The organism is Streptomyces sp. LZ34, from assembly GCF_053890475.1.
This window is the reverse complement of sequence record NZ_CM132680.1, coordinates 11,423,101-11,450,073: the sequence shown is the minus strand read 5'-3', so window position 1 is coordinate 11,450,073 and position 26,973 is coordinate 11,423,101. Positions and strand designations below refer to the sequence as shown.

General features: G+C 69.9%; 24 protein-coding genes. 9 read left to right on the top strand and 15 right to left on the bottom strand.

The window, feature by feature from the left end; genetic code table 11:
* Positions 1–613 precede the first annotated feature (613 nt).
* The 3 genes from ACWY4P_RS49515 (at position 614) to ACWY4P_RS49505 (ending at position 2,859) form a co-directional block, all read left to right on the top strand.
* Entirely contained in the window at positions 614–1,252 is a 639-nt protein-coding gene (locus ACWY4P_RS49515) for an RraA family protein (RefSeq protein ID WP_456207358.1), read from the top strand.
* Positions 1,249–2,316, top strand: a complete 1,068-nt coding sequence (locus ACWY4P_RS49510; protein WP_456207357.1) for a D-2-hydroxyacid dehydrogenase — start codon at positions 1,249–1,251, stop codon at positions 2,314–2,316. The genes ACWY4P_RS49515 and ACWY4P_RS49510 overlap by 4 nt, the downstream gene beginning before the upstream one ends.
* Positions 2,317–2,574: 258 nt before the next feature.
* Positions 2,575–2,859, top strand: a complete 285-nt coding sequence (locus ACWY4P_RS49505; protein ID WP_456207356.1) for a hypothetical protein — start codon at positions 2,575–2,577, stop codon at positions 2,857–2,859.
* Positions 2,860–2,879: 20 nt separating this feature from the next.
* On the opposite strand, the gene yicI is transcribed toward ACWY4P_RS49505, so the two are convergent.
* The 7 genes from yicI to ACWY4P_RS49470 all read right to left on the bottom strand — a co-directional run bounded on the left by yicI (position 2,880) and on the right by ACWY4P_RS49470 (position 12,704).
* Positions 2,880–5,201, bottom strand: a complete 2,322-nt coding sequence (gene yicI, locus ACWY4P_RS49500) for an alpha-xylosidase (protein WP_456207355.1) — start codon at positions 5,199–5,201, stop codon at positions 2,880–2,882.
* A gap of 1 nt (position 5,202) precedes the next feature.
* Complete coding sequence (locus ACWY4P_RS49495) at positions 5,203–6,621, bottom strand: GH1 family beta-glucosidase (RefSeq protein ID WP_456207354.1); 1,419 nt, start codon at positions 6,619–6,621, stop codon at positions 5,203–5,205.
* A gap of 102 nt (positions 6,622–6,723) precedes the next feature.
* A complete protein-coding gene (locus tag ACWY4P_RS49490; RefSeq protein ID WP_456207353.1) occupies positions 6,724–7,548 on the bottom strand; it encodes a carbohydrate ABC transporter permease in 825 nt (274 codons plus the stop codon).
* A complete protein-coding gene (locus ACWY4P_RS49485) occupies positions 7,545–8,498 on the bottom strand; it encodes a carbohydrate ABC transporter permease (protein ID WP_456207352.1) in 954 nt (317 codons plus the stop codon). The genes ACWY4P_RS49490 and ACWY4P_RS49485 overlap by 4 nt, the downstream gene beginning before the upstream one ends.
* 9 nt (positions 8,499–8,507) lie before the next feature.
* Complete coding sequence (locus ACWY4P_RS49480) at positions 8,508–9,740, bottom strand: sugar ABC transporter substrate-binding protein (protein ID WP_456207351.1); 1,233 nt, start codon at positions 9,738–9,740, stop codon at positions 8,508–8,510.
* Positions 9,741–10,004: 264 nt separating this feature from the next.
* Positions 10,005–11,078, bottom strand: coding sequence for a LacI family DNA-binding transcriptional regulator (locus tag ACWY4P_RS49475; protein WP_456207350.1), 1,074 nt, complete (start codon positions 11,076–11,078; stop codon positions 10,005–10,007).
* A 267-nt stretch (positions 11,079–11,345) separates the two neighbouring features.
* Positions 11,346–12,704 carry an SGNH/GDSL hydrolase family protein gene (locus ACWY4P_RS49470; RefSeq protein WP_456207349.1) on the bottom strand — a complete coding sequence of 453 codons (1,359 nt, stop codon included), beginning with the start codon at positions 12,702–12,704 and terminating at the stop codon, positions 11,346–11,348.
* Between the two features lie 136 nt (positions 12,705–12,840).
* Here ACWY4P_RS49470 and ACWY4P_RS49465 point away from each other — a divergent pair, with 136 nt between their 5' ends.
* Positions 12,841–13,560, top strand: coding sequence for a hypothetical protein (locus ACWY4P_RS49465; protein WP_456207348.1), 720 nt, complete (start codon positions 12,841–12,843; stop codon positions 13,558–13,560).
* A gap of 151 nt (positions 13,561–13,711) precedes the next feature.
* On the opposite strand, the gene ACWY4P_RS49460 is transcribed toward ACWY4P_RS49465, so the two are convergent.
* The 4 genes from ACWY4P_RS49460 to ACWY4P_RS49445 all read right to left on the bottom strand — a co-directional run bounded on the left by ACWY4P_RS49460 (position 13,712) and on the right by ACWY4P_RS49445 (position 18,012).
* Entirely contained in the window at positions 13,712–15,139 is a 1,428-nt protein-coding gene (locus ACWY4P_RS49460) for an Nramp family divalent metal transporter (RefSeq protein ID WP_456207347.1), read from the bottom strand.
* A gap of 89 nt (positions 15,140–15,228) precedes the next feature.
* The gene (locus tag ACWY4P_RS49455; RefSeq protein ID WP_456207346.1) at positions 15,229–16,182 is read right to left on the bottom strand and encodes a phosphoglycerate dehydrogenase; all 954 of its coding nucleotides are present in this window, start codon (positions 16,180–16,182) and stop codon (positions 15,229–15,231) included.
* Positions 16,182–16,967: an HpcH/HpaI aldolase family protein gene (locus ACWY4P_RS49450; RefSeq protein ID WP_456207345.1), complete on the bottom strand. Its 786-nt coding sequence runs from the start codon at positions 16,965–16,967 to the stop codon at positions 16,182–16,184. The genes ACWY4P_RS49455 and ACWY4P_RS49450 overlap by 1 nt, the downstream gene beginning before the upstream one ends.
* 55 nt (positions 16,968–17,022) lie before the next feature.
* Positions 17,023–18,012 carry an aldo/keto reductase gene (locus ACWY4P_RS49445; RefSeq protein ID WP_456207344.1) on the bottom strand — a complete coding sequence of 330 codons (990 nt, stop codon included), beginning with the start codon at positions 18,010–18,012 and terminating at the stop codon, positions 17,023–17,025.
* Positions 18,013–18,359: 347 nt separating this feature from the next.
* Here ACWY4P_RS49445 and ACWY4P_RS49440 point away from each other — a divergent pair, with 347 nt between their 5' ends.
* The 4 genes from ACWY4P_RS49440 to ACWY4P_RS49425 all read left to right on the top strand — a co-directional run bounded on the left by ACWY4P_RS49440 (position 18,360) and on the right by ACWY4P_RS49425 (position 22,559).
* Positions 18,360–19,592: a four-carbon acid sugar kinase family protein gene (locus tag ACWY4P_RS49440; protein WP_456207343.1), complete on the top strand. Its 1,233-nt coding sequence runs from the start codon at positions 18,360–18,362 to the stop codon at positions 19,590–19,592.
* A 38-nt stretch (positions 19,593–19,630) separates the two neighbouring features.
* Positions 19,631–20,644 carry a 4-hydroxythreonine-4-phosphate dehydrogenase PdxA gene (pdxA, locus tag ACWY4P_RS49435; protein ID WP_456207342.1) on the top strand — a complete coding sequence of 338 codons (1,014 nt, stop codon included), beginning with the start codon at positions 19,631–19,633 and terminating at the stop codon, positions 20,642–20,644.
* An 83-nt stretch (positions 20,645–20,727) separates the two neighbouring features.
* Positions 20,728–21,534, top strand: coding sequence for a MerR family transcriptional regulator (locus ACWY4P_RS49430; RefSeq protein ID WP_456207341.1), 807 nt, complete (start codon positions 20,728–20,730; stop codon positions 21,532–21,534).
* The gene (locus ACWY4P_RS49425; protein WP_456207340.1) at positions 21,531–22,559 is read left to right on the top strand and encodes a BtrH N-terminal domain-containing protein; all 1,029 of its coding nucleotides are present in this window, start codon (positions 21,531–21,533) and stop codon (positions 22,557–22,559) included. Before ACWY4P_RS49430 ends, ACWY4P_RS49425 begins: the two co-directional genes overlap by 4 nt.
* Here ACWY4P_RS49425 and ACWY4P_RS49420 read toward each other — a convergent pair.
* Complete coding sequence (locus tag ACWY4P_RS49420; protein WP_456207339.1) at positions 22,540–23,163, bottom strand: NAD(P)-dependent oxidoreductase; 624 nt, start codon at positions 23,161–23,163, stop codon at positions 22,540–22,542. The genes ACWY4P_RS49425 and ACWY4P_RS49420 overlap by 20 nt on opposite strands.
* A 103-nt stretch (positions 23,164–23,266) precedes the next feature.
* On the opposite strand from ACWY4P_RS49420, the gene ACWY4P_RS49415 reads away from it, so the two are divergent.
* On the top strand, positions 23,267–23,653 hold the full coding sequence (locus ACWY4P_RS49415; protein ID WP_456207338.1) for a winged helix-turn-helix transcriptional regulator: 387 nt from the start codon (positions 23,267–23,269) through the stop codon (positions 23,651–23,653).
* Between the two features lie 80 nt (positions 23,654–23,733).
* Here ACWY4P_RS49415 and ACWY4P_RS49410 read toward each other — a convergent pair whose 3' ends face one another.
* The 3 genes from ACWY4P_RS49410 to ACWY4P_RS49400 are packed head-to-tail and all read right to left on the bottom strand — an operon-like array spanning position 23,734 to position 26,956.
* Positions 23,734–24,666 (bottom strand): carbohydrate ABC transporter permease, encoded by a 933-nt coding sequence (locus tag ACWY4P_RS49410; protein ID WP_456207337.1) that lies wholly within the window; start codon positions 24,664–24,666, stop codon positions 23,734–23,736.
* Positions 24,663–25,607, bottom strand: a complete 945-nt coding sequence (locus tag ACWY4P_RS49405) for a carbohydrate ABC transporter permease (protein ID WP_456207336.1) — start codon at positions 25,605–25,607, stop codon at positions 24,663–24,665. The genes ACWY4P_RS49410 and ACWY4P_RS49405 overlap by 4 nt, the downstream gene beginning before the upstream one ends.
* On the bottom strand, positions 25,604–26,956 hold the full coding sequence (locus tag ACWY4P_RS49400) for an ABC transporter substrate-binding protein (protein WP_456207335.1): 1,353 nt from the start codon (positions 26,954–26,956) through the stop codon (positions 25,604–25,606). Before ACWY4P_RS49400 ends, ACWY4P_RS49405 begins: the two co-directional genes overlap by 4 nt.
* Positions 26,957–26,973: the final 17 nt, after the last annotated feature.

The window sequence follows — 26,973 nt, the reverse complement described above, 5'->3', positions numbered from 1 at the left end:
ACCGACACGTTGTGGGTCCTGTGTGGGGAGGGCGGCGGTGTCTCGGGGGGAGTTGTGCGGCTTCGGTGCGCGCGAGGTGGCACGACGCTCTGTAGGGGTCGGCTCAGGCCGTCGACGCTCGCCCGAGTGGGGCCGAGCGGAGACGTCGCGGTGTTGGGCCGAAGAACAACGCCGGAGCCGAGTTGCGACTTCAATCGCGAATGAGAATAGATTCGCATTCTGGGGCGGTCAAGGATCTGCGTTGCCCCCACGTTAACCTTCCGATTCCATCGCGCTTCCGACCCGGCCGTCAGGGCGCCCGGCGCCTTCGAGCCGCCTTCACCCGCGGGCCGAAGGCCGGATCCATCCGCGCGGCGACCCCCATGCCACCCCTTGCCTTGCGGCACGGATGGATGCACACTGACTCTCGCAAAACGCGAAAGCTTTCTCGTTTTCTGAACGGGACGGTATGACCCGCACCGGCGGCCGAGGCACGGGGCCGCGGCAGGACGGCGCGGCATGCGACCCACCCACCGAGCAGCCGCGGGAACGTGCCGTCCGCGACGGCCGACCCCGTGACAGCCGATGCCAGATGCCCTCCGTGCCCTCCGCACCGCCCCGCAAGGAGACCGCGATGACCCAGGACAACGTGCGCCTGAACACCTCATGGGAACGCGTCGACGAGAAAGTGCTCGATCAGTTCCGCGCGCACTCCGTGGCCAACCTCGGTGACGCCCTCGACCGGCTGAACATCGTCGACGGGGGCATCTCACCCATCTGGAGCGGCGCCAGGGCCGTCGGCAGGGCGCTCCCGGTGCTGACCGTCGCGGGCGACAACAAGGCCGTGATCGCCGCGCTCGAGCACATCCGCCCCGGTGACATCCTCGTCATCAACGCCTTCGGCTACGACGGCCGCGCGATCATCGGCGACAACCTCGCTCAGCGATTCGCCGTGTACGGCGCCGCCGGCGCGGTCGTCGACGGATATGTACGCGACGCCGCGATCATCGAGAAGCTCGGCGTCCCGGTCTTCGCCCGCGGGCTGACCCCCGCCGGCCCCTTCAAGAACGGGCCGGGCACGATCGGCGAACCCGTCGCCATCGGCGGCGTCGTGGTGAACCCCGGCGACATCGTCGCCGCCGACGGGGACGGCGTCATCGTCATCCCGCCGCACCGCGCCGGCGAAGCACTCAGCGCGGTCGAGGACATCGTCGCCCGCGAGGCCGCGCTCGACGCCGAGGTCGAAGCGCTGCGCGACAAGGCCGCCCGATGACCGGCCGGGGCCGGCCGCCCAGCCGCCTCCGCGTCGCGGTAGCCGCGCCGCTGTCCCAGGAGAACGGCGCGCGCATCCAGGAGCTGGAGCCGCGGATCGACCTCGTCATCGACCAGTCTCTCCTTCCTCCGATGCGCTGGCCCGCCGACTTCGCCGGCGATCCGGACTGGCAGCGGACCCCCGCGCAGCAGCGCGTCTACGAGGCCGCCCTCGACACAGCCGACGCGCTGTACGGCATCCCCGATGTGAACCCAGCCGCCCTGGCACGAGCCGTCCGGGCCAACCCCCGCCTGCGCTGGGTGCACACGATGGCCGCCGGCGGAGGCATTCAGGTCAAGGCCGCCCGGCTCCGCGCCGACGAACTCGACCGGGTCCAGTTCACCACCTCGGCCGGTGTGCACGGACAGCCGCTGGCCGAGTTCGCCGTGTTCGGTGTGCTCGCGGGTGCCAAGAATCTGCCCCGCCTGAACGGCCAGCAGCGCAACCACGAGTGGAGCGGCCGCTGGACGATGCAGCAGGTGAGCGAGCAAACCGTGCTCGTGCTCGGCCTCGGGGGGATCGGCCGGGTCGTCGCCGCGAAACTGCACGCGCTGGGCGCTACGGTCATCGGCACCAGCAGAAGAGACGTCAGCGTCGCCGGTGTCTCCACCGTGGTGCGCCCCGACCGCATCGTCGAGGCGGCGCCCACCGTGGACGCCGTCGTGAACACACTCCCCGGCACCGCGGCGACCGAGCACCTCATCGGCAAGCGGTTCTTCGACGCCCTCCGGCCCGGCGCCACCCTCGTCAACGTCGGCCGCGGAAGCGTCGTCGACGAGGCCGCCCTGGTCGACGCGCTCGACTCCGGCCGCGTCGGCTTCGCCGCGCTGGACGTCTTCGAGACCGAACCACTGCCCGCCCACAGCCCGCTCTGGGACCACGACCACGTGCTGGTGAGCCCGCACACCGCTGCGCTCGACGCGGCAGAGGACCGCCTCATCGCCGAACTCTTCGCCACCAACGCCACTCGACTCCTCGACGGACACAACCTGCTCAACCGCGTGAACACCGTCGAGTTCTACTGACCAGCACGTCGCCACGTCGGGAAATCATCCCTCTTTCGGGATGGTGCGCTGTTCCAAGGGGCGCACGGCAGGACCTTGGAGGATCCCCCGTTCGATCAGTCCGCGGCCCTCCAGCCACGCGGCCCGCTCGCGCAGCACCGGTCCGAACGGGATGAGGCGGCGGTGTCCTCGTTGTTTCGTTCGCCCCGCGTCACTCGCCACGGAGGGGGAACCCGGAGGTGAGCCCCGAGGGGGGGAACTCCCTAAGGAACTACCGCCATGATCAAGAAGCTGCACGACATGGGCCTGCGCAGCGAGCACGCCTACACCGCCGCCGTCGCCTCCATCGGACTCTCCGTGCTCACCTGGACCGCCTCCCTGCGTACCGAACCCGGCGCGGGACTCGACCGTGCCGACCGCTGGGGCATCTTCGTCGGCGAGTGGGCGCCCACATTCTTCGGCCTCGGCGTCGCCCTGTCGCACTACGAGCAGGAAGAAGGCTCGCTGATGGGGAAGGCACACACGGATGGAGAGCGAAAGCGGCAGATGACAGGCACTGCCTAGCCGATGGCCCCGGCGCATGCTCACATGGCGGCCGGAACCCTCAGACGGTAAGTGCCGGGCGGGGCCGGGTACAGGGCACCGCTCGGGTGCGCTTGGGCGTCACCGGCCGGGGTGGCCCCCACGACCACCACGTTCCAGGGCAGTTCACTCTCGGTCTCGACGACTGTCTCGCCGCCCGAACGCCGGACAGTGAACACCGCGGCGGCCGCGGAGCCTGACCGCGCGGGGATGGTGGTGACGGTCTCGGAGCCGTCGGCGCCGCCCGGGTACACATGGAGTGTCACGCCGTCCGCCCAATCGGATCGCGGGCTGTCGTCCACCGCGCCGAAGGGGACCACCGAGCCCGGCCGGGCCAGCAGCGGCAGCGTATGGAAACCATGCCGCTCGCGCCTCCAGCCCGGACCACTGACCCGCTCGCCGGTGATCACATTGGTCCAGGTGCCCTCCGGTACGTAGTACTCGACCGTGCCGTCTTCACTGAAGACGGGGGCCACCAGCAGATCAGCACCGAGCATGTACTGACGGTCGAGCGAGTGGGTGCCCGGGTCCTCGGGGAATTCCAGCAGCATGGCCCGCATCACCGGCGTGCCGGACTCCTTGGCCTCGACCGCCGCGTGGAAGAGATACGGCATCAGCCGGTGCTTCAGCCGGGTGAAGTCACGGGTGACCTCGACCGCCTCCTCGCCGTAGTCCCACGGCACACGGTAGGACTTGCTGCCGTGCAGCCGGCTGTGCGAGGAGAGCAGGCCGAACTGCACCCACCGTTTGAAGACGGCCGGCGGCGGGGTGCCCTCGAATCCACCGATGTCGTGGCTCCAGAAGCCGAAGCCGGACAGGCCGAGCGAGAGGCCGCCGCGCAGCGACTCGGCCATCGCCTCGAACGTCGACTCGCAGTCGCCGCCCCAGTGGACCGGCATGCGCTGACCGCCGACGGTGGCGGAGCGGGCGAAGAGCACCGCCTCACCCTCGCCGCGCTCTTCGACCAGCAGGTCGAAGACGGTCTCGTTGTAGAGCTGGGTGTAGTAGTTGTGCATCCGCTCCGGGTCCGAGCCGTCGAACCAGACGACGTCCTCGGTCGGCACCCGCTCACCGAAGTCGGTCTTGAAGGCGTCCACTCCCTGGCCGAGCAGGAGTCGCAGCTTGGAGGCGAACCACTCGCGGGCGGCGGGATTGGTGAAGTCCACCAGGCCCATCCCGGCCTGCCACTTGTCCCATTGCCAGACATCTCCGTCCGGCCGCTTCAGCAGGTAGCCGCCTGCCATGCCCTCGGCGAACAGGTGGGACTTCTGCGCGATGTACGGATTGATCCAGACGCAGACGCGCAACCCCCGCTCCTTCAACCGGGACAGCATCCCCGCGGGATCCGGGAAGACCGCTGGGTCCCAGACGAAGTCTGACCACTGGTACTCGCGCATCCAGAAGCAGTCGAAGTGGAAGACGCTGAGCGGGATTTCCCGCTCAGCCATGCCCTCCACGAACCGGGCCACGGTCTCCTCGTCGTAGGAGGTGGTGAAGGAGGTCGACAGCCACAGCCCGAACGACCAGTCCGGTGGCAGCGCGGGGCGGCCGGTGAGACCCGTGTAGCGGCGCAGAACGTCCTTCGGGGCGGGTCCGGCGATGACGAAGAATTCGAGGGACTGGTCCTCCACACTGAATTGGACCCGGCCGACGCTCTCGGAGGCGATCTCGTAGGACACCTTGCCGGGGTGGTTGACGAAGACACCGTAACCACGGTTGCTCAGGTGGAAGGGCACGTTCTTGTATGCCTGTTCACTGCTGGTGCCGCCGTCGGCCTGCCAGATGTCGACGCTCTGGCCGTTCTTGGTGAACGGGGTGAAGCGCTCGCCGAGGCCGTACACGGTCTCGCCGACGCCGAGCGACGTCTTCGCCAGCATGTAGTGGCGGTCGTCGGCGTCGGTGACGAAGCCCATGTCGCGGGGGCCGAGCGACGTGATGACCTTGCCGTCGGAAACGAACGCGAGGTTCCAGGGGCCCTCGGTGTCGGCTTTGAGGGACAGCGCGCCCGAAACGAGCTCGACGGTCGTACCCTCGCGAACGGTCTTCGCATGCCCACCGTCCGGGTCGGGGGTGAGGGCGAACTCCGGCGTTCGGGGGCGCTTGCCGCCGTGGTGCCACAGCCGGACACCGATGACGCCCTCGGCGGGTGACCACGCCTCCACCGTCACCAGCGGGCCGTTGAGCGTGTCACCTCGGTGCCGGACCTGGGTGACCGGCGCGTAGAGGGTGAAACGGTCGTCGGCGACGTCCACGTCGGCGACGGAGGTGGCATAGCGGGCCGTCACCCCTGGCCGCATCTGCCAGTAGCCGTCGGTGAACTTCATCTCAGTGCTCCTGCGTGGACGTGCGGTTGGTCGTGATCAGTTCACGGAACCAGTGGTAACTGTCTTTGGGCGTACGTTCCTGGGTCTCGTAGTCGACCCGTACGATCCCGAAGCGCTGGTTGTAGCCCCGGGCCCATTCGAAGTTGTCCAGCAGCGACCAGCAGTAGTAGCCGCGGACGTCGACTCCCGCGTCGATGGCGGCGGACACGGCCGCCAGGTGGTCACGCAGGTACGTCACCCGGTCGGTGTCCCGCACGGCTCCGTCCGGCGAGACGGTGTCGGCCTCGGCGGAGCCGTTTTCCGTGATGTAGACGGGCGGCAGGTTCGGGTACCGCGTGGACAGGTCCACCAGCAACTCGGTGAAGGCCGCGGGGACGACGGGCCAGCCCATGGTGGTGTGCCGGGTGCCGTACGGGTCGCTCTCGGCGACCCGGATGTCCATGCCGGTACGCCGGGACGCGTCGGCCTCCGCGTACGGTGCGTCGGAAACGGTCAGCGGGCGGTAGAAGTTCAGCCCCACGAAGTCCAGTGGTGTGCCGATGATGTCCAGGTCACCATCGCGGCGGTACGTGCCGTCGGCCAGCTCACCCCAGGTTTCGGACTCATCGGTGGGATACCGCCTGTTGAACAGCGGCTCCGTCCAGACCTCGTTGTGCAGCGTCTCGGCGCGGCGCAGCGCGGCCAGATCGGCCGGGGAGGAGCTGGCCGGGTGGATACGGTCGAGATTCAGTGTGATGCCGACCTGGGAGGCGCCGGCCTCGCGCAGCACCCGCACCGCGTGCCCATGGGCGAGCAGCAGGTTGTGCGCGGCGGCCAGGGCCCCGGTGCCTTCGCGGGCGCCCGGGGCGTGGCGTCCTTCCCCGTATCCCACGAAGGCGGAGCAGAAGGGCTCGTTGAGGGTGATCCACCGGCCTACCCGGTCACCCAGTCGCTCCACCACCAGCCGGGTGTACTCGGCGAAGGCCTCGGCGGTCTCCCGGACCCGCCAGCCGCCCCGGTCCTCCAGCGCCTGCGGCAGGTCCCAGTGGTAGAGCGTGACGGCGGGGGAAACACCGGCTTCGAGCAGTGCGTCGGTGAGCCGGTCGTAGAAATCCAGCCCCTTCACATTGGCCGGGCCGGTGCCCCGCGGCTGGATCCGCGGCCAGGCCACGGAGAAGCGGTACGAGTCGACGCCGAGTCGACGCAGCAGTTCGACGTCCTCCCGATAGCGGTGGTAGTGGTCGCACGCGACGTCACCGGTGGCACCGCCCTGGGTACGGCCCGGAGCGTGGCTGAAGGTGTCCCAGATCGACGGTCCGCGACCGTCCTCGTCGTGCGCGCCCTCGATCTGGTAGCTCGCGGTCGCGGTCCCGAAGACGAAGCCGGGCGGGAAGACGGGAAATCGCGCGATGTCCGGTGAGTGAGGTGGGGTGCTGCTCATGCGGTAATGCGGACCTTCCGGGTCTGAGAGGTGTGCGTGGAGTGTTTGGCGAACACGCACGAGCGGCGCGGTCCGGCCGCTCGTGCGCAAGGGGCGTCCGTACTACTTGACCGAACCACCGGTGATTCCCGCGGCGACGTACTTCTGGGCCAGTATCAGCAGGATCGCCGCCGGGACGGCGGAGACGACGGCCGTGGCCATGACCGCGCCCCAGTCGCTGACGTGGGCGCCGATGTATTCGTACATGCTGAGAGTGATCGGCTTGACGGTGTCCGTCGTGTTGAGCGTCAGCGCGAACATGAAGTCGGACCAGGCGAAGAGGAAGGTGAAGAGGCCGGCCGTGATGAGCGAGTTACGGCTGATCGGGAGCACGATGCGCACGAAGGCGGTGAATCGGTTCGCCCCGTCGACCATCGCCGCCTCCACGATCTCCTTCGGGATCGACACCATGAAGGCCCTCAGCAGCACGATGGAGAACGGCAGTCCGAGCGAGGCGTCGGCCAGGATCAGACCGAAGAGCGAGTTGACCAGGTGCAGGTCGACATAGGCGCTGTAGAGCGCGTTGGCGATGACGATGCCGGGCACCATCTGGGTGATCAGGGTGCCGAACACGATGGACCGGCCGCCCTTCAGGCCGAACTGGGCCAGGCCGTAGGCGGCGGGCGCCGCCATCGCGAGACAGACCACGACCGCGCCGAGCGCGACGACCAGGCTGGTCACGAGTGAGCCGCCCTGACTCTCCAGCGCCCGGTCGAAGTTCGACCAGCCGGGCGAGGACGGGAACCAGCTGGTCGAGGCAAGGCTTTCGCCCGGCTGAAGGGCGATGTTGAGCATCCAGTACAGAGGGAACAGCAGGATGATCAGAACAACCAGCGCGATGACGGTGTTGCTGCCCCGTCGCAGGGTGCGGTTGGACACGGCGATCACTTCCCCTGACCGAAGTCGGACCGATTGGCCCGCAGATAGAACACGGCGAACACCGCGCTGATGAGGATGAGGACGTTGCCGACCACCGCGCCCTGCCCGAAGTCGAGCTGCTGGAACGACAGTTGGTAGGTGGCGGTGCCGAGAGTCTGAGTGGAGTCGGCCGGCCCGCCGCCGGTCAGCGCGAGGATCAGATCCAGGATCTTGATCGTCGACATGAAACCGAGGACCAGTACCACCGTGATCACCGGCCGCAACTGCGGCAGCGTGATGCTGCGGAACGTACGCCAGGGGCCGGCGCCGTCGAGCGCGGCGGCCTCGTACATCTCACGCGGGATCTCCTGGAGCCCGCCGTAGAGGATCACCATGTTGAACGGGATGCCGACCCAGATGTTGACCAGGATCGCGGACAGCAGGGCGACACTCGGACTGCTCAGCCAGGGCACCGGCTCCGAGGTGAGGTGCAGGTTCATCAGCAGGGTGTTGAGCACCCCGGTGTCCTGGTCGAGGAGTTTCCGCCAGACGACCGACGAGACGACCATCGGGATGAGCCACGGAAGCAGCAGCACCGCGCGGGCGAAGCCGGACAGCCGGAAGCGCCGGGAGAAGAACACGGCCAGCGCCAGGCCCAGGACGAACTGGCCGAACAGTGAGCCCAGCGTGAAGAGGGCCGTGTGCCAGAGAGATTCGGTGAACAGCTGATTGGCGAACACCGCGGTCCAGTTGTCGAGGCCGTTGAACGGTGCCTCGCCGGTGAAGAAGGTACGCGGTGTGTAGTGCTGGAAGCTCATGACGACGTTGCGTACGAGCGGATACCCGAAGAAGGCCAGCATGTAGAGGACGGCGGGCGCGACGAAGAGCCAGCGTGTCAGCGCCACGCGGGACCTTCTCCGGCCGGGGGCCGCGGGGCTTGCCGCCACGGACTTGGCGGGCACAGCGGTGGTGGTACTCATGAAGGCTCCTCACTCTCCGCCGGCCGTGGCCTGCGACTGGGCACGCTTCAGCGCGGCTTCGGGCGAGGAGCCGCCGGTCAGAACAGACTGGAAGGCACCTGCCAGGGCGCTGGAGACGGTCGGCCACCGGGCGCCGACTTTGGCGGTACGGGACCGGGCGGTGGCGACCGTGTCGGCGAAGCCCGCGAGCTTCGGATTGTCGGCCTTGTACTCGGCGGCGGCGGAGTTCCGGGTGGGGATGTTGTTCACGCCCGCACCCCAGCCCACCTGGTTCTGGCGTTCGTTCAGGCAGTTGAGGATCTTGGCGGCGGTGGTCTGGCGCCCGGTCTCGCCGGTACGGGGCAGAGTCATCACGGTTCCACCCATCGGTGCCACCGGAGCCTTGCCGGCCTCGGGCACCGGGATGGTGCTGACCGCCCAGTCCAGGGACTTGTGCTGGCTGAGCACGGGAACCTGCCAAGGTCCGTTGACCATCATGGCCGTCCGGCCGGCGATGAACTGATCGTTGACGTCCTGCTGGTTCCAGGTGACCACGGCGCTTGAGGCGGACCGCTCGGTGACCAGATCCTTCCACAGCTGGACCGCCTGGGCACCCTTGCCATTGTCGATATGGGCCTCGTCCCCGCCCGCGGACCAGAAGAAGGGAAGGAACTGGTACACCCCGTCCGCGTCGGGCGTCGCGCTGAAAGCCATCCCGAACGTCTTGCCCCGGGTGAGCTTCTTGGCCGCCACCTTCAGCTCGTCCCACGTGGCGGGCGGTGTCACTCCTGCCTTCTTCAGCAGGTCCTTGTTGTAGAACAGCGCCAGGGTGTTGACCGAGCGGGCGATGCCATACGCGGTGCCCTTGAAGCTCCCCATGCTCACGGCACCCGGCGAGAGCCCGTCCACACTCACCCCCGCTGTCTTCAGCGGGACCAGGCCACCGGTGTCGGCGAACTGCGGCAGCTCCGATCCGTCCAGCTCCAGGATGTCGGTCATCGAGTGCGACGACGCCATCCGCAGCGCCTTGGTGGCCACCTGGGCGGCGGGGACACTGGTCTGCTCGACCTTCACCCCGAGCGGCTTGGCACACCGGTCGAAGAACTTCTGCTGCTGGTCGTGCTCATGCTTGTCCGTGGCGGAATTCAGCACCGTGATGGTGTTGGGGTCGGCCCCCCGCGCGCACCCGGTGAGGCCGGCCGAGGCCACAACGAGGGTCAGGAGCAGGACCGGCGCCGGCGGGCGGCGGCGAAGGATTGGCATGTGGGTGTCTCTCAGTTCGGGCTGCGGCTCTGCAAGGAGACGGGGGTCGTACGAGATCGGCGTTCCGGGAGACAGCACCCGAGGCACGCGCTGGCCAGTGTGCCGGAACATTGCGTCGAATCGATTCGACGAAGTGGACTGCAGTGATGTTAAGGGCATGTATCCGATGGCGACAAGAGCCTCAGGAGAAGAAATCAGCCACAGCGGCGCCAGCCGGCCTCACGGGATCCGGCGAGGCAGGCGCGCGGGGAGAGCGTGCCGAGATCAGGCCCGCGGGGCGGTGAGCGGCGTGTCCCCCGGCAGCAGGGCCGGAGCGATCAGCAGATGACCGACGGCGTCGGCGAGCAGCCGGGGACCGGCCTCCACATCCCCTGCGCCGGTCTCGTGCAGCGCTGTGGCCGCGGCCACAGCGAGCCGGGTCACTTCGCGGGCCAGCGTCTCCACCGGCAGCTCGACACGAGGCAGCCGCCGACTGGACGGATCTCCGGGCAGGGCGCCGATCACGACGACGGTGAGGTCCTCGGGTATACGGAGCCCGGCATCGGTCATGGATGTCAGGATGTGGTGATGCGCGGAGGGGTGCTGCACGATCAGCGCGGTCGGCCGTCCACGCGCTCCGTCGTCCGCGCGCTCCGCGAGCAGCGTCCGGAGCCGCTGGGCCAGTCCGGCCGGATCGTTCACCGCATGGGCCACCGTGACGGCGGCGCCGGTGCCCCGGGCACCGCGGGTCGCACCGGCGATACCCCGGAGCGCGTAACTGCGCCTGGCCGCCACTTCCGCTTCGGTGGGTGCAAGGTACACCATCTCGCGGTGTCCCGCGGCGGCCAGCTCACGCACCACCAGGACGACGGCCTCCTCCCAGTCCAGGTCGGTCCACGGCAAGGCGTCCTCGTCGGCCGGCCGCCCGATGAGCGCGGCGGGAAAAGCCAGCTCCCGTACGACATCGATCCGGGCGTCCTCCATATCGACGGCCATCAGCACTGCCGCGTCCGCGAGTCCGCTCAGTGCCACCCGGCGCAGCCCCTCGGCCTTGTCCTGGGACGTGGTGAGCAGCAGGTCGTAGCCGAGGCTCACGGCGGCGTCGCTGACCTCTATGGCGAAGGGGCCGTCCACAGCGTTTCTCCGACCGGCCGGGCGCGGCAGGGCGAGAGCGATCACATGGGTGCGGGCGCTGCGCAGAGTCCGGGCGCTGGCCCGCGGGTGGTATCCGAGTGCGTCCACGGCCTCCTGCACGCGTCTGCGTGTCTCCTCGGAAATGGGCCGGGAGCCGTTGAACACATACGAGACGGTGCTCGGCGCGACCCCGGCATGCTGGGCGACATCCCTGATGGTAGGCAACCTCGACCCCTCGGTGATGCGGGCACGACGACGAGTGGCCCGAGCGGCGAGCCCCATCCTATAGCGGACGCCTCACCCGCTCCCCGCCGCAGAGGCGCAGTGTGCTGTCCAGGCACAGCGCCTCTGCCTCGTGGGTGTGCTCGGCCGGCCGCCCGGTGGGCGGCTACTCGGGCGGCATGCGCCGACGCGATGGTGCGCGAGGATCCAAAGCGCACGGCACCCGGCGCGGAGCGCTGCGCGGCCCGAGCGTCCGCTGCGGCAGCGCTGTCAGTTGTAGCCGAAGCCGGGCGGCAGTGGCCGGTTCAGGAAGAGATGCAAGGGGAAGGCGTCGGCGAGCACGCGGTAGCCGTCAGGGTTGAAGTGCAGGTGGTCGCCCACGTCGAGGTCCGGGTGGAGGCGCCTTGGATCGTCCTTGTCCCGTGCCGCCCTGTCCAAGTCCACGACCGCGTCAAAGCGACCACTGGTACGTATCCAGTGATTGACCCGCTGCCGGGCCGCTTCGCGGTAGCCCGCCGCGTCGTCATAGTTGCTGTTGCCGCCGAACGGCGTGATGGTGGCACCGTAGACGCGGATCCCCCGCGCGTGGGCGCGCATGATGATCTGATCGTAGGCGGCGATGAGCTGGTCCGCGACGTCCTGCTGTGCGTCGGGGGTGGCGGGGGCGGTCCCGATGTCGTTGACGCCTTCGAAGACGACCAGAGAGGTGGCGCCGGGCTGCACCAGTACGTCACGGTCCAAACGGGAGAGGCCGTTGGGGCCCAACCCGTCGTTGAGCACCCGGTTCCCGCCGGCCGCCTGGTTCAGCACCGCGGTGTCGGCCGTCCTGCGGTCCGCGCGCAGACGTGTCGTCAGCCGGTCTGTCCAACGGTCGTTGTGGTTGGTGGTGGAGCCCCGCCCGTCGGTGAGGGAGTCGCCCAGCACAGCGGTGGCCCGGGTCCGCGCCGGCGACCACGCCTCGATGGCGCTCAGGAAGTACCAGTGGTCGACCGAGGTCGCCCCCTCCAGGTCCGTGGCCTCGACGTGGTCGCCGCGCACCATGTAGGAGGTGGTGCGCGAACCGGGATGGGAGGTGATGGCGGTCGACTGCTGGCCGGTGGCCAGGTAAGCGGTCACGGTGAGGTTCGAGCCCGCCGACAGCTCGAAGTCCAGGGGGTCGGAGACCACTTGCGCGCCCGTCGGCACTGTCGTCGAGGCACGGCCGTGGAAGGTGACCGGCCGGGACGTGCCCGGTCTGATCGCGCTCACACCGGCCCGGCCGTCCACGGGCATGGCTATGGAGACGCTGGTGATGGGCAGCGGCGCACCGCCGAAAGCATTGGAGAAGCGGAGCCGCAGGTGGCTGCCGCCCACCGACACGTGTACGGTCTGCCGGAGTGTGCTGTCGGCCAAGACCGTGCCGTCCTGGGTGTAGGGCGCGGGCGGCATGTTTCCCGGCTCGGTCAGCTGGGGCATGGCAGTCCAGGTCCCCACCCAGTGTGTGCCTGCGGGCGGCGCGCCCGCGCTTCCCTCGGCCGGTGCGGTGCGCGCCTCGCTCGTCTCGGCTCCCTGGGCGCCGGACACCAGCATCACCATGGGCACAACGGTGACGAGCGCAACCGCCGTCAGCAGACTGAGTCTTCGAGTCATTTTTCGCATGGACCATCCTTTCCTGACGCACCCCACCCTTCCCACCGGTGGCCCGCGGTACACGGTCCCCTTCGACGACGCGCTGCGGGGCAGCACACGGCAGCGGGATCACGACTGACAGACAGGAGATACCAAAATGACCGCGTCAAGGGCGCCCCTGACCCGGGACAGCCTGCGGGTGAAGATCGTCGTGCAGCGGGTGCGGCTCGCAGGTACGGAATACCGAGTGATCCGGCCGGCCAGACCCTTGAAGAACGGGGCGCTTTACCAGACCGGGGACCATTACGACATGTATGTGGACCGGACGGATGGCAGGCGCATCGGCACCCTGTGGCTGCTCGCAGCGCGGTCGCCGCGGTCGTTGGTCTACCTGCCGATGCGTACCGCTCCTGCCGCACCTGGTATCGGCTGGGAACATGAGCAGCCACTCGACCTCGTGCTGGCCCCTCGCGCGGTGCAGTTACGTCCTTCCCGCTGGAAGCGGATCCGGAAGCTTCTGAACACGGCCCATGCTCCGCGCGAGGTGCGCACCGCGAGTGTGCCGGAGCGAGACCTGCCGGACCCTGAGTCCGACCGGATGATTCCCGGCAACCCGAAGGAGGCGAATGAGGTCCTGCCTCGCAAGCACGTTTACGCCGAGACGTTGCTACTGACCGGCGGATCCGTCGCCTTCCGGGAAGGAGCGAAGGAGATATTCGCCGTCACGAGGGATGGGCCACCCCATGCCGCGACCGGACATCACATTCCCGGCGCCTGCAACTACCACGTCTGCCGAGGCATCTACGACTGGGACTCCCCTGGTACGCGAAACTGGGAGCAGTTGCACGTGGAGTTCTGCCCACCATGGGCAAGATGACGAGTACGGCCTTCGGTGCGGACGCGCAGGTGATCGACGAAGTGTGGGCGAGACCCGCCCCGACGCCGCGCCCCGGCGGACCCGGGCCCGTCAGTCGAGGCCGGGTCGGGCCGGGCGGTGTGCGGTGTGGGGGCGGGGCTCGCCGCCGGATTCAGCTGCCGGGCGTGAGCTCGAGCGTGTCGAGCACGCCGTACACCCCGAGGAAGAGAATCGCCGCGCTGCTCAGGACGAGGGCGGCGGTCAGCCAGGGGTTGGCGCGGAAGCGGGGCGGGACGCCGGTGTAGCGCAGGCGCCAGACCGCGACCACGACCGCAAGCAGGAAGATGCCACCGCCGATGCCGCCGATCTGCACCATCAGGACCGGGGACTGGACCCACAGGAAGATGCACATCCACACCGGGGGCAGGCAGCAGGTGAGGATGCGGATGGTGCGGGTGCGCGAGCGCATGTCGTGCCAGTTGACCACTCCGAGCAGACCGAGGGTGTTGGTCCACAAGCGGGGCACGCTGGCCGACGAGGCGACGGTGACCGAGAAGAGGACGGCGATCGCGCCGGCCAGGAACAGGTACTCGGCCCAGGGGCCGAGCGTGTCGGTGTAGATGTGCGACAACGTGGTGATCATGCCGTTGCCCTCGGGCACCAGGCCCTGCGGGTGGAGCACCGAGGCGCCGATCACGTAGAAGGACAGGGTGCAGACCGTGCATATGATCCAGGAGACGCCCACGTCGAGCCGCATGACCTTGAGCCAGCCCTCGGCCCGCCGGGCGCGCTCCTCGGTGCCGTCGTCGGGGCCGGTCCAGCGGGCGTAGCCCTTCTCCATGCACCAGTACGTGTACGTCGTCATCTCGTCGGCGCCGACGCCGGTGATGCCGAACATGGCGAGCGCGATGCCGACCGTGCCGGCGGGGATCTGGAAGCTCAGCCCGTCGGCGAGCTGCTCGGTGCCGTACCCGAAGGCGGTGAACGGCAGGGCGAGTGCCAGGCCGACGGTGATGAGGGTCTTGAGCGTGATGCCGATGACCTCGACCCGCTCGACGACGGGGTACTTGCCCGTCTGGAGGATGAGGATGGCGGCGCCGGTGACGATGAGGGCCCAGATGGTCAGGGACGATGTGCTCAGCGCCGCCCCGTGGATCGGCAGCAGGATCGAGCAGGCCGCCGCGGTGCCGCCGATGATGCCGCCGCGCTGGAACATCTTGGCGAAGTCCATGCCGATCCAGAGCCAGTTGATCCAGCTCAGCCGGCCGATCCGGGGGCCGACGTCACGGAAGCCGTCGAGCGCGGGACGGCCGTTGAGGATGGTCCAGCGGGCCAGCTCCATCTGCACCCACACCTTGACCGCGGTCGAGATGATCACCAGCCACAGCAACGCGAACCCGGCCTTCGCGCCGAGCGAGGTGGTGGTGATCAGTTCACCGGATCCGACGACGGCGGCGGACAGCACGAGACCGGGGCCGAGCTGCCGCACTCGGCCGCGGAAGGTCTCGGGGGCCGGGCGGGCGTCTTCGGCGCGCAGCGCGTACGGGTCGGTCTGCGCGGGTGGCGGCGCCGCCGTGGCGCCGTCGGTCGTGGTGGCCATATCAGGTCCTTAGGGGATCTTCCGGCGTCGTCGCCGGTATCCGGAACGGGGAGCAGGGGTCGTGGCGTGGTGGCTTGTGCCGTGGTGTCTCAGCGCACCTGGTGGTGCGGCTCCTTGCCCGCCAGTACGCGGACGACGTCCTCCGCCACCATCGCGCCCATGGCCTGGTTGGCCTCGGGCGTGCAGGCGGCCATGTGGGAGGTGAGGAGGGTGCGCGGGGCCTCGCGCAGCGGGTGGCCGGCGGGCAGCGGCTCGGTGCTGAACGCGTCGAGGGCCGCGGCCCCGAGGTGCCCGGAGCCGAGCAGGTCGGCGAGCGCGCGTTCGTCGACGAGGCCGCCACGCGCGGCGTTGACCAGGATCGCGCCCGGCTTCATCGCCGCCAGGCGGGCGCGGTCGAGCAGCGGGGTGCCGGACGGGTCGGGCGGGGTGTGCAGGCTGACAGCGTCGGCGCGCGCCAGCAGGGAGTCGAGCGCGGCTGGTTCGGCGCCGTGCGCGCGGACATCAGCCTCGGAGACGTACGGGTCGTGGGCGAGCAGCTCCATCCCGAAGGCGCGGGCGTAGCCGGCCAGCAGGCGGCCGATGCGGCCGAAGCCGACGATGCCCAGCGTCTTGCCGTGCAGTTCGGGGCCGAACAGCTTCGGCCAGCCGCCCGCCGCCACCGCGATGTGCGAGGCGGCGAGGGAGCGGGTCGCGGACAGCAGCAGGCCGAAGGTGTACTCCGCCACCGCGCGCGAGTTGCTGCCCGGCGCGCACACCACCGGTATCGCGCGCGCCCGGGCGGCGGCCACGTCGATGGTGTCGACGCCGACGCCGTGCTTGGCGATCACCTTGAGGCGGGGTGCGGCGTCCATCACCTCGGCGGTGATCGGGTCCATGCCGACGATCAACGCGTCCGCTTCGGCCGCGTACTCGAGGAGTTCGGCGGTGGGCAGCGCCACGTCCTCGCGGGGCCGCAGGGGACCCGCTCCGGCCTCCTCAAGGATCTGCCAGGGGCGCACCGAATACCGGGCGAAGGTGGGCGTCGTGATGAGCGTGGTCGGCATCAGCGCGCCCCGCCGCGTGCCGCCTCCAGGTGGGAGGTCGCGATCTGCTGCAAGTGCACGACATCGGCCGCGACCGTCGCGAACGTGAAGCCCTCGGCAAGGCGACGGGCGGCGCTCGCGCCGTCGGCGTTGTGGATGCCGGCCGCGATGCCCGCCGCCTCGGCCGCCTCGCGGACGCGGGTGAGTGCCTGCTCGAACTCATCCTGTACGGAGGGGTCGGTGGAGGTCGCGCCGCCGATGGCCAGGCGCAGGTCGGACGGGCCGACGTAGACGCCGTCCAGGCCGGGGGTCGCGCAGATCTCCTCGACGTTGGCCAGGCCGTCGGCCGTCTCGATCATCGCGAGGACCGCGGTCTGTTCGTGCGTGTCGGCCGGGTTCGGGCCGATGCGCAGCTGAGCGCGCATCGGCCCGTACGAGCGGCGGCCCAGCGGCGGGTAGCGGACGGCCGCGACGGCGTCGGCGGCGTCCTGGGCGTTGTCGATCAACGGGACGATCACGGCGCTCGCGCCCGCGTCGAGCGCCTTGCCGATGTAGGTGAGGTCGTTGGCCTCCACGCGCACCATGCCGACGGCGGTGCTGCCCTTGGTGTCGGTGGCGAGGAGGTTGTTCAGCATGCCCTGGTAGCCGAAGAGGCCGTGCTGGGCGTCGAAGGCCAGGTAGTCGTAGCCGACGCGGGCGAGGCGCTCGGCGGCGATCGGCGAGTCGAGCAGCGACCAGTAGCCGATGAGCTGCTCGCGATTGCGCAGTGCGGCGGTGAACTCGGCGGACGTGCGGCCGGTGGCCATGTGTGTCTCCATTGCGAGGTGAGCGGCGGGGTGGGCTGCGAGGTGGGCTGTGAGGTCAGCGGTTGTAGGCGGGCATCGGACCGCGCAGGCGGGCGCCGACCTCGTCGCAGGCGGCCACGACGTCCGCGGGCAGCGGGCCCGCGGCCGCGGCGGCGATGTTGGCCTTCAAGTGATCGACCTTGGAGCCGCCGAGCAGCAGCGCGTCGGTGGAGGCTTGCGACAGCAGCCAGCGCAGGGCCAGGTCGGTCAGCGGCAGGCCCGCGTCCGAGGCGATGCGGGTGAGGTCGGTGACGGCGCGGAACAAATCCTCGTTCCAGTACCGCTCGCGATACATCGCGGCCAGCTTGGAGTCGCCGAAGCGCCCGCCCTCCGGGGCCTGCGCGAAACTGTGGCGGCCGGTGAGCAGGCCGCCGCCGAGCGGGTTGTAGACCATCGTGCGCAGTCCGGTGGTGGTGGCGTACGCGGCGTACGCGGCGTATTCCTCCTCGATGCGGCGCGCGAGAAGATTGTGGAGCTGCTGGGCGACGACGGGGCGGGGGGCGCCGACCTCGTCGGCCACGCGGTTCAGCTCGGCGATCTGCCAGGCGGCGAAGTTGGAGACGCCGAGGGCGAGGACCTTGCCCGCCTGTACGAGCTCGGCGACGGTCGACAGGGTCTCGGTGAGCGGTGTCCCGCGGTCCGGCTGGTGCAGGTAGAAGAGGTCGACGTGGTCGGTGCCCAGGCGCTTGAGGCTCCCGTCGAGCGCGGCGTGCAGGCCCTTGCGGGAGAGCGGCGCGTGCTCGCCCTGGTCGGGGTGCGGGATGCCGGCCTTGGTGGCGAGAACCATCCGGTCCCGGCGGCCGGGCAGCAGCTCGGCGAGGATACGCTCGCTCTCGCCGCCCGCGTAGCCGTTGGCGGTGTCCACGCCCGTGATGCCCGCATCGAGCGCGGTGTCCACCATCACGGCGGCCGTCGCGCGGTCAACGGTGTCGCCGAAGGTCATCGTGCCGAGGACGAGACGGGACAGCGGGACGGGAACGTGCGGGAGATCAAGGCCGGCGGTCACGGCGGGTTCCTTCCGAGGCGGGTCGTGCGGTCTCGTGCTCGCGCGCGATCTCATGCGTGATGTGCGCATCGCGGTGGTGCCGTGCGGCCTACGCGGCCTCGACCGGTCGCTGCGGTGGTTCCCGGCGATGCGGTGCGCCGCGGCCCAGTGCGGTGCGATCTGCTGTGTAAGCCGGTACGCGTCGCGTCCACGAGGGCGACGCGGTCCGCGGTGACGGTCGTCGGCGCCATGGGAACGCTCGCACGTCTGCGTAAATCACGCAAGAGGCCTCGCGCACTTCACGCAACTTGTGTCATGATCCTCGCCGGGCCGCCCGCCGCCGGGCACGCCCGAGGAGGTTCGACCCCGTGGCTTCCCCACTCCCAACCGGCTCGCCGTCCATGCTGCCGTACGTCGTCGCGCTCGCGGACGACCTGTCCGGCGCGGCCGAGACCGCCTGCGCGCTCGGCGGTCCCGTCCGGCTGTCGCTCGACGCCGCTGACGTGGCCGACATCGCTGCCGCGCACGATCTCGTCGTGGACCTGGACACCCGTCACCGGCAACCCGCCGAAGCGGCACACGCCGTACGGACAGCGCTGCGCGCGGCGCCGGCCGGCCCGCCTCGCCTGCTGTACAAGAAGGTCGACTCACAGCTGCGCGGCCAGCTCGCCGCGGAGGCCGCCGCCTACGCCGAGGGCGCCGAGGCCGTCGTCATCGCCCCCGCGCTGCCCGTGGCCCGGCGCACCGTGACGGGCGGCGTAGTGCATGTGAACGGCGTTCCGCTGCACCGCACGGACGGCTGGCGAGCGGAGCGCGCGTCCGCGCCCCGCTCGCTGCCCGAGGCGCTGTCCGGTCTGCCGGTCCGTACGGTCCCCCTCGACGTCGTACGGTCCGCCCCCGCCGCACTGGACGCGGAGTTTCTGCGGATCGCCGCGTCCGGTGCGCACCCTGCTCCGGACGCCGAGACCGATGCCGATCTGGACGCGGTGGCCGCGGCGGCCCTGCGGCTCGGCTCCGGGTTCCGGCTCCTGGGCAGCGGTGGTCTGGCGGCCGCGCTCGGGCGCGCGCTGCTGCGCCCCGCTGCCGCCACACCCCCGCCCGCGCCCGCTCAGGACCGCACCCCGTTGCTCTTCGTCGTGGGGACCGCCGAGCCCGGCGCGGTTGCGCAGATCGCGCACCTCACCATGCTCGGCGCGCACCATGTGCCGCTGGATCCGGCCGACTTGGTGGCGGGCACGGTCCGCCTGCCGCGTACCGCCGCCGCCCCTGCCCTGACCGTGTTGTCCATCGACGGTTCGGCAGGCCCGCGCCCCGGTGCGGGGCGGGCCCTCAGCGCCGCCCTGGGTGCGCTCGCCGCCGCGTACCCGGGCCGCCCCGACGCCGTCCTGACCGGCGGCGAGACCGCCCGCGCCACCCTGGACGCGCTGGGCATAAGGGAGCTGGAACCGCTCGGCCAGATCCACCACGGCGCCGTCCACTCCCGCACCCCCGACGGCCGCCACGTCGTCACCCGCCCCGGCAGCTACGGCGCCGAGGACTCGCTGCTGCGCATCGCTGTCGCGCTACGGCCCCACCTGGCTGCCTCCGCGGCAGCCACCTGAACCTGTCACCGTCCGCCTCCTGCCGAGGAGCTGTTCTCATGCCCACCCCCCTCCCCCTCATCGCCGTCACCATGGGCGACGGTGCCGGCATCGGCCCCGAGGTCGTCGTCGCGGCCCTGCTCGACGACGCCGTCCTGACCCGCTGCCGCCCCGTCGTCGTCGGCGACGCGCAGCGGCTGCGCGAGGCCGCCCGCGTCCTCGGCCTGGACTGCGAGATCGCCGCCGTCGACCACCCGCGCGACGCCGAGTTCACACCCGGCCGCGTCAACGTGGTCGACCTCGGTCTGCTCCCCGCCGATCTGCCCTGGGGCAAGCTGTCCCCGGTCGCGGGCGACGCCGCGTACGCGTACATCAGGCGTGCCGCCGAGCTCGCCGTGGCAGGCGAGGTGCACGCCATCTGCACCGCGCCTCTCAACAAGGAGGCCCTGCACGCCGCGGGCCACATCTACCCCGGCCACACCGAACTCCTCGCCCACCTGACCGGGACCGAGGAGGTCTCGATGATGCTCTCCACCGAGAAGGTGAAGGTCATCCACGTCACCACGCACATCGGCCTGATCGACGCCGTCAACCGCATCGAGCCGGGCCTCGTCGAGCGCACCGTGCGCCGCGGCCACGAGGCGATGGTCCGCGCCGGCACCCCGAACCCTGTCATCGGTGTCTGCGGCATCAACCCGCACGCGGGCGAAAACGGCCTGTTCGGCTACGGCGAGGAAGCCGAGAAGATCGTCCCGGCCCTGGAGAAGCTGCACGCCGAGGGCGTCGACGCCCGGGGTCCGCTCCCCGCAGACACCGCCTTCTTCCTCGCTTCACGCGGCGACTACGACCTGATCGTGGCGATGTACCACGACCAGGGCCACGGCCCGGTCAAGGTCCTGGGCATCGAGGCGGGTGTCAACCTCACCGTGGGCCTGCCCGTCATCCGCACCTCCGTCGACCACGGCACCGCATTCGACATCGCCGGGACGGGCACGGCGGAGGCCGGCAGCATGGTCGAGGCGCTGCGCCAGGCGGCCGAGATGGCCACGGTGCCGGTCGCCCCGGCGGCCTGAACCGCCCTCCCCCGCAACGCCGTTACCGCCCCAAGGGGGACAGTGTTGGACTCTCCCACCGTGGGAGGGTCCACCATGGTGGCGTGCCAGACGAACTTCTCACCATCGGGCGCTTCGCCCGCCTGTGCCGGCTCAGCGTCAAGCAGCTACGTCACTACGACGAGACGGGGCTGTTGGCTCCGGTCCGCGTGGACGCCGGCTCCGGCTACCGCTATTACGCACCTGAACAGGCACGTGACGCCCTGACCATCGCCCTGCTCCGCGAGATGGATCTTCCCCTGGCGGTGATCGCCCAGGCGCTGGTTGCCGAGCCTGAGCACAGGGCACAGATCCTGCGCGCCGAGCGGGACCGGCTGGCCGAGCGGATCAGCAGGGACCAGGCCCGGCTGGAGATGCTGGAGCGGCTGGCGGAGGGTGGCCTGCCCGGCTATGAGGTGACGATGAGCAGGGAGCCGGAGCGACGGCTGGCAGTGGTGCGAGCGGCCTGCGCCCCTGCGGAGATCGGAGAGAAGGTCGGGGAATGCGTCGGCCGGCTGCTGCCCGTGCTCGGCAAGGCGGGAATCGCATGGCAGCCGCCGCTGTGGGCGCTGTACCCGCTGGATCTGGAAGAGCGGATGGAGATCGCCGTCGGGGCGCAGACTGCGCAGGGCGAAGGGACACCCGGCCTGGAGTTCGAGGCGCTGCCCGGCGGACTCGTTGCCGAGACCGTACACATCGGGCCCTACGCCCAGCTGCCCTTGGCCTACAACGCTCTCTTCGCCGCCATCCACGAGCGCGGACTGCGCCCGCAAGCACCCGTAGGCGAGGCCTATCTCGTCGGACCGGCAGAGGCACCGCAAGAAGAACTGACGACCCGGCTGATCATCCCCGTCCAGGAGAGCGTGGCATGACCACGGTAATAGACATCGATGCCCGCGGTGGTCAGCACTGCGAGACGACAGCTCTGGGGGTGCTGCTGCGGCACCAGGGACTCGATCTGTCCGAGCCCATGCTCTTCGGACTCGGCTCCGGCCTGTCCTTCATCTACTGGGACAGCAAGAACATGGGCTTCCCCTTCCTCGGGGGACGGGTCAGGCCTTTCGACCTCACCAGAAACCTGGCCACCAGACTCCGGCTGGAGCTCCTGGTCCAGGAGACCACCTCGCCCCGCAGGGCATGGGAGAACGTGGTGGCCCCCATCGACGCCGGCCACCCCGTCGGACTACAGCTCGACAGCTACTACCTGGACTACTTCGGGTCGAAGGTGCACTTCGGCGGTCATGTCGTCGCCATGTACGGCTACGACGACCACGACGCCTACCTGGTGGACACCGACCAGCAAGGCGGAGCGGTATCCGCCGGCCTGGCCGGCCTCGCCCAGGCCAGGGCCGCGCGCGGCCCGATGACCGCCAAACACCGGTCCTTCACCCTCACCGCTCCAAGGAATCTGCCCTCCCCACAGGGCCAGATCATTCCCGCCATCACCGCCTGCGCCGAAGCCTTCCTCAACCCGCCCATCGCCAACCTCGGCCACCGAGGCATCGAGAAGGCCGGGAAGCTGGTACGCACCTGGCTCCGGCGCACCGACAACCCGGAGCGGGACCTGCCGCAGGCTGCCCTCTTGATGGAGAAGGCCGGCACCGGCGGCGCCCTGTTCCGTAACCTCTACCGCGACTTCCTCGCCGAATGCGCCCAACTGCTCGACAGCAGCCATCTGCGCACCGGCCACAGGCTGTACACGGAGGCAGCCACCCTGTGGACGGAAGCCGCAGCGCTGATCGCAGAAGCCGGTGAATCAGGCGATGAGCGGTGCCTCGTACGGGCAGGCACCGTCCTCGGCGATCTTTCACGAACAGAGCGCGAGGCCATGCGGGCGCTGAGCTGCCTGGGGAGTGAGAGCGGCACGGTCAGCGCTGTCACGCCTCCCGCACGCTGACAGCGGCGCGGTGATGGCGGGGCGCCTCGATCTCGTCGAGCAGCGCGATCGCCAGGTCCGCATACGTGATCCGGCTGGCCAGGTCGCCATGCTCGGCGATCCGGTACCGGCCGGTGCGCGTGCCCTCATGGTCGAAGTCGCCCGCCGGGGCCACGTACGCCCAGTCCAGGTCACCCGTCCGCAACTCGTCGAGACCCGCCGCGTGGCCGAGAGAGAAGGGGCGGTACTCGTTCGGGAAGCCGGGCTCGTCCATCAGGGGAGCACCGGACGCACCCGGCATGATCGACGCGAGCCCGACCACCACCAGGCGGCGCACGCCCGCCTTCGCCAGGCCGGTGGCCAGGGCGCGGGACGACGCGGGGAAGAACTCGTGCGGTGGCACGGACAGGTCCGCGGCGGCACTGATGGCGGCGTCATGCCCGGCGGCCGCATGCTCGATGCTCACCGCGTCCGTGACGTCGCCCGCCACGACCCGCACGTCGGTCAGGCCACTGTGGCCCGCGGGGTCGCGCACCACGGCGGTGACCTGGTGGCCGCGTCGGTGCGCCTCAGCGACAGCCTGCCGCCCGGCCCGGCCTCCCGCGCCGAAGACCACGATGTTCATGACGAACCGCCTCTCAACAGAGCCGGAGCCCGTGCGCCCCGGACAGTTCTCGGACGCTATCGAGGGCCGCGGTTACCACGGGGATACCGGCTAGGGTGAGGCCATGAGGGAACCCCTGCCCGCCGACATGTTCGACGAACTGTGCCCTTCCTCGCTCAATCCGATCCGATTCGGCGACAAGTGGGCAGCGCTCGTCATCCGCTGTCTCGAGCACGGGCCGCGCCGGTTCTCCGAGTTGCGCGTCCCGCTGAGCCGCGTCACTCCCAAGGTCCTCACCCAGTCGCTGCGGTCCCTCGAACGAGATGGTCTGGTCAAGCGCACCGTCTACGCCGAGGCCACCCCGCATGTCGAGTACGAACTGACGCCGCTGGGCCGCAGCATGCTCCAACCGCTAGCGGTCGCTTGCGCCTGGGCGGCGGAACACTGGGACGAACTGCTCGACGCCCGCGAGTCGTACGAGACCGCCGCCCGCCTCGACCGGGCCGGATAACGCGACGGGCAGCGGTCCTGCTCTGCCAGGAGGCCCGGCCGTGCCTGCCGCCGCGGAGACAAGCACTCAGGTTGCCACGGTCAGCCCTTGACGCTGCCCTGGGTCAGGCCGGAACGCCAGTAGCGCTGCAGAACGAGCATCGCGGCGGCCAGCGGGAGGATCGAGAGGAACGCTCCGCCCACCGTGAGCTGGTAGAGCTCGGGATTGCGGTCGGCCGCCGACTGCCAGGTGGTGAGGCCCAGCGTGATGGGGTACTTACGGTCGTCGGAGAGCATGACCAGCGGCAGGAAGTAGTTGTTCCAGATGCCGACGAACTGGAAGAGGAAGACGGTCACGAGCGCGGGTGTCATGGTGCGCAGCACGAGTGTGCAGAAGATCCGCCACTCGCCGGCGCCGTCGACACGGGCCGCCTCCAGCATCTCGGCCGGGACGGCCGCCTCGGCGTAGATCCTGCACAGATACACGCCGAACGGGCTGACAATGCTGGGGATCAGCACGGCCCAGTAGGTGTTGGCCAGGCCCACCTTGCTGAACAGCAGGTACAGCGGCAGGGCGAGCGTGGTGCTGGGGAGCAGAACACCGGCGAGTACGCCTTTGAAGACGGTCTCCCGACCGCGGAAGCGGTAGACGGCGAGGGCGTAGCCGGCGGCACAGGCGAGCAGGGTGGCCAGCGCGCCGCCCACCCCCGCGTACAGGACGCTGTTCCATGTCCAGTTCCAGAAGATGCCGTCGCCGTAGGAGAAGACCTTCGACAGGTTGTGCAGCCACTGCGGGTCGGAGAACCACAGTCCGAAGGTGCCGAAGAGTCCGGCACTGCTCTTGGTGGAGGCCACCACCAGCCAGTAGACGGGCAGCAGGAAGTAGAGCGCCGCGACCGTCAGCAGCGCGACAAGCAGGATCCGCGAGGGCTTCACCCCACGGCGTGACCTGCCGTCACGGGCTTGCCCGGCGGCCCGTGAAGCGTGGGCGGAGGCGGCCACCGGCTTTTTGATGTGGGGTGTGGACACGCTCACCGTGCGTCCCTTCTTTCCTTGCGGTTCACCAGGCTGAGGAAGCCGAAGGACAGCACGCTCGCGACCAGGGCGAGGATCACCGACTCGGCCGCGGCGAGGTAGATGTTGTTGTTGGCGAACGCCTCGTTGTAGGCGCTCAGGTTCGGTGTGTACGAATTGGTGACCGTCGAGGTCAGCGGCTTGATGACCAGCGGTTCGGCGAACAGTTGCAGCGTCCCGATCATGGAGAAGACGCCGGTGAGCACCAGGGCGGGCCGGGCCAGGGGCAGCTTGATCCGGATCGCCGTCTGCCATGCGTTGGCGCCGTCGATGCGCGCGGCTTCGTAGAGCTCCTGCGGGATCGCCTTGAGCTGGGCGACGATCACCAGCATGTTGTAGCCGGCGAACTCCCAGATCACGATGTTGGCGATGGACCACAGCACGCTGTCGTAGCCGAGGAAGTCGGGCGCGAGCCCGACCCTGCCGAGCAGGTCGGCGATCGGGCTCACGCCCGGCACATACAGAAAGCCCCACAGGACGGAGGCGATGACGCCGGGGACGCCGTACGGCAGGAAGTAGGCGGCGCGCAGGACGCCTGCCCAGCGGTGGGACAGCGTGTCGAGTGCCAGCGCCAGCGCGGTGGACAGCAGCAGCATCACCGGGATCTGCACGAGGCCGAAGAGCAGCACCCGCGCGAAGCTCTCCAGGAAGGCCGACTGCTCCAGGGCGAGGGCATAGTTGTCCAGCCCGGCGAAGCCGACGGTGGCCGGACCGAGGCCCAGCGGACCGGAGCGGACCGGGGTGAGCAGGCTCTGGTAGACCGCGTAGCCGAGCGGGAGAACGAAAGTGCACAGAAAGAGGGCGACGAAGGGGAGCAGGAACCCCCATGCCGCCCGGTCGGGGCGGGCGGAGCGCCGGCTGCCCGGTGCGGACTTCGTCGTCCGGCGGATCGTGGTGCTCATCGCGCGCCCCTCGCTTTCAGTCCCTTGGCCAGCAGGTTGTCCACGGTGCGTTTCTGTGCGTCGGCCAGTGACCCGGCGAGGGTGCCTGGTCCGGCTATGGCGGCGCCGAAGGCGTCCTGGAGCTGGGAGAAGTCGGCATCCGTGGTGGGCGACCACTTCCAGGAGGTGTCGATGGCCCGGTCGGAGGCGATGAACACGTCGTTGTACCGCTGTCCGCCGAAGAACGGGTCGGGCCGGTCGAGTGCCGATCCGCGGAAGATGCCCGCGGCGGCGGGCCAGCCGTAGCCGACGGCGATGTTCAGGTCGACGGCCCGGCGATCGGTGTTGAGCCAGTGTGCGAACTTCAGCGCTTCACGCGGATGGCGGGTGCCCTGAAGGATCGCGGTGGACGATCCGCCCCAGTTGGCCGAGGCGTTCTGTCCCGTCTGCCACTGAGGCAGCGGGGCGACCCGCCACTTCCCCGCGGTGCCCGGCGCGTTGCCGCGCAGCAGGGCATCGCCCCACTGCGGTCCGACCCAGGCGGCGATCCTTCCGGTCTGGACGTGCCGGTACCAGGCGCTGGACATGTCGGGTTCGACGAAGACGAGGTCGTCGCGGACCATCCTCTCCCAGTAGTCCGCGACCTCGCGGGAGAGACCGTCGTTCATGGCGACGATCCAGGTGTTGCCCTGGGTGCGCACCCACCGGGCACCGCGCTGCCAGCACATCGCGGCGAACCAGCTGGGCTGGTTGGGTGCGAAGGCGCATATCCGGGCGCCGTTGCCGCGGGCCTTGACCACGCGGGCGGCCTGTTCGAAATCGGCCCAGGTGGCGGGCGTTTCGATGCCCCATTTCGCGAAGAGGTCCCGGCGGTGGAAGAGTCCCATCGGGCCGGACGCCTGAGGGATGGTGTAGACCCGGCCGTCGAAGACGCCCTGCTTCCACTGCCACGGAACATAGCTGTCGCGCAGCTCGTCGGCACCGTATTCGCTCAGGTCCGTCAGGCCGTTGACCAGCATGAAGCCGGGAAGCTCGTGGTACTCGACCTGCGCCAGGTCCGGGGGGTTCCCGGCCGTCAGCGAGGAGTGCATCTTCTGGTAGCCGCCCTGGACGTTGGCGGGGACGGTCTGCATCTCGACATGGATGTCAGGGTGCGTCCGGTTCCACAGGTCGACGGTCTTCTGCATCGGCACCCACGTCCAGAAGACCAGCTCGACCTTCTGGCCGCGGCGCGTGGGTTCCTGCCTGGTGGTGCGGGCGGCTCCGACGGTCTGGCCGCAGGCGGTCAGGGCGGGGGCGGCGGTGACCGCCGCGGCCGTCCCGGCGCCCCACCGGAGAACGGCTCTCCGCGATGGTGTTGGCGTGTCCATTTATGTCCCTTTGTTCT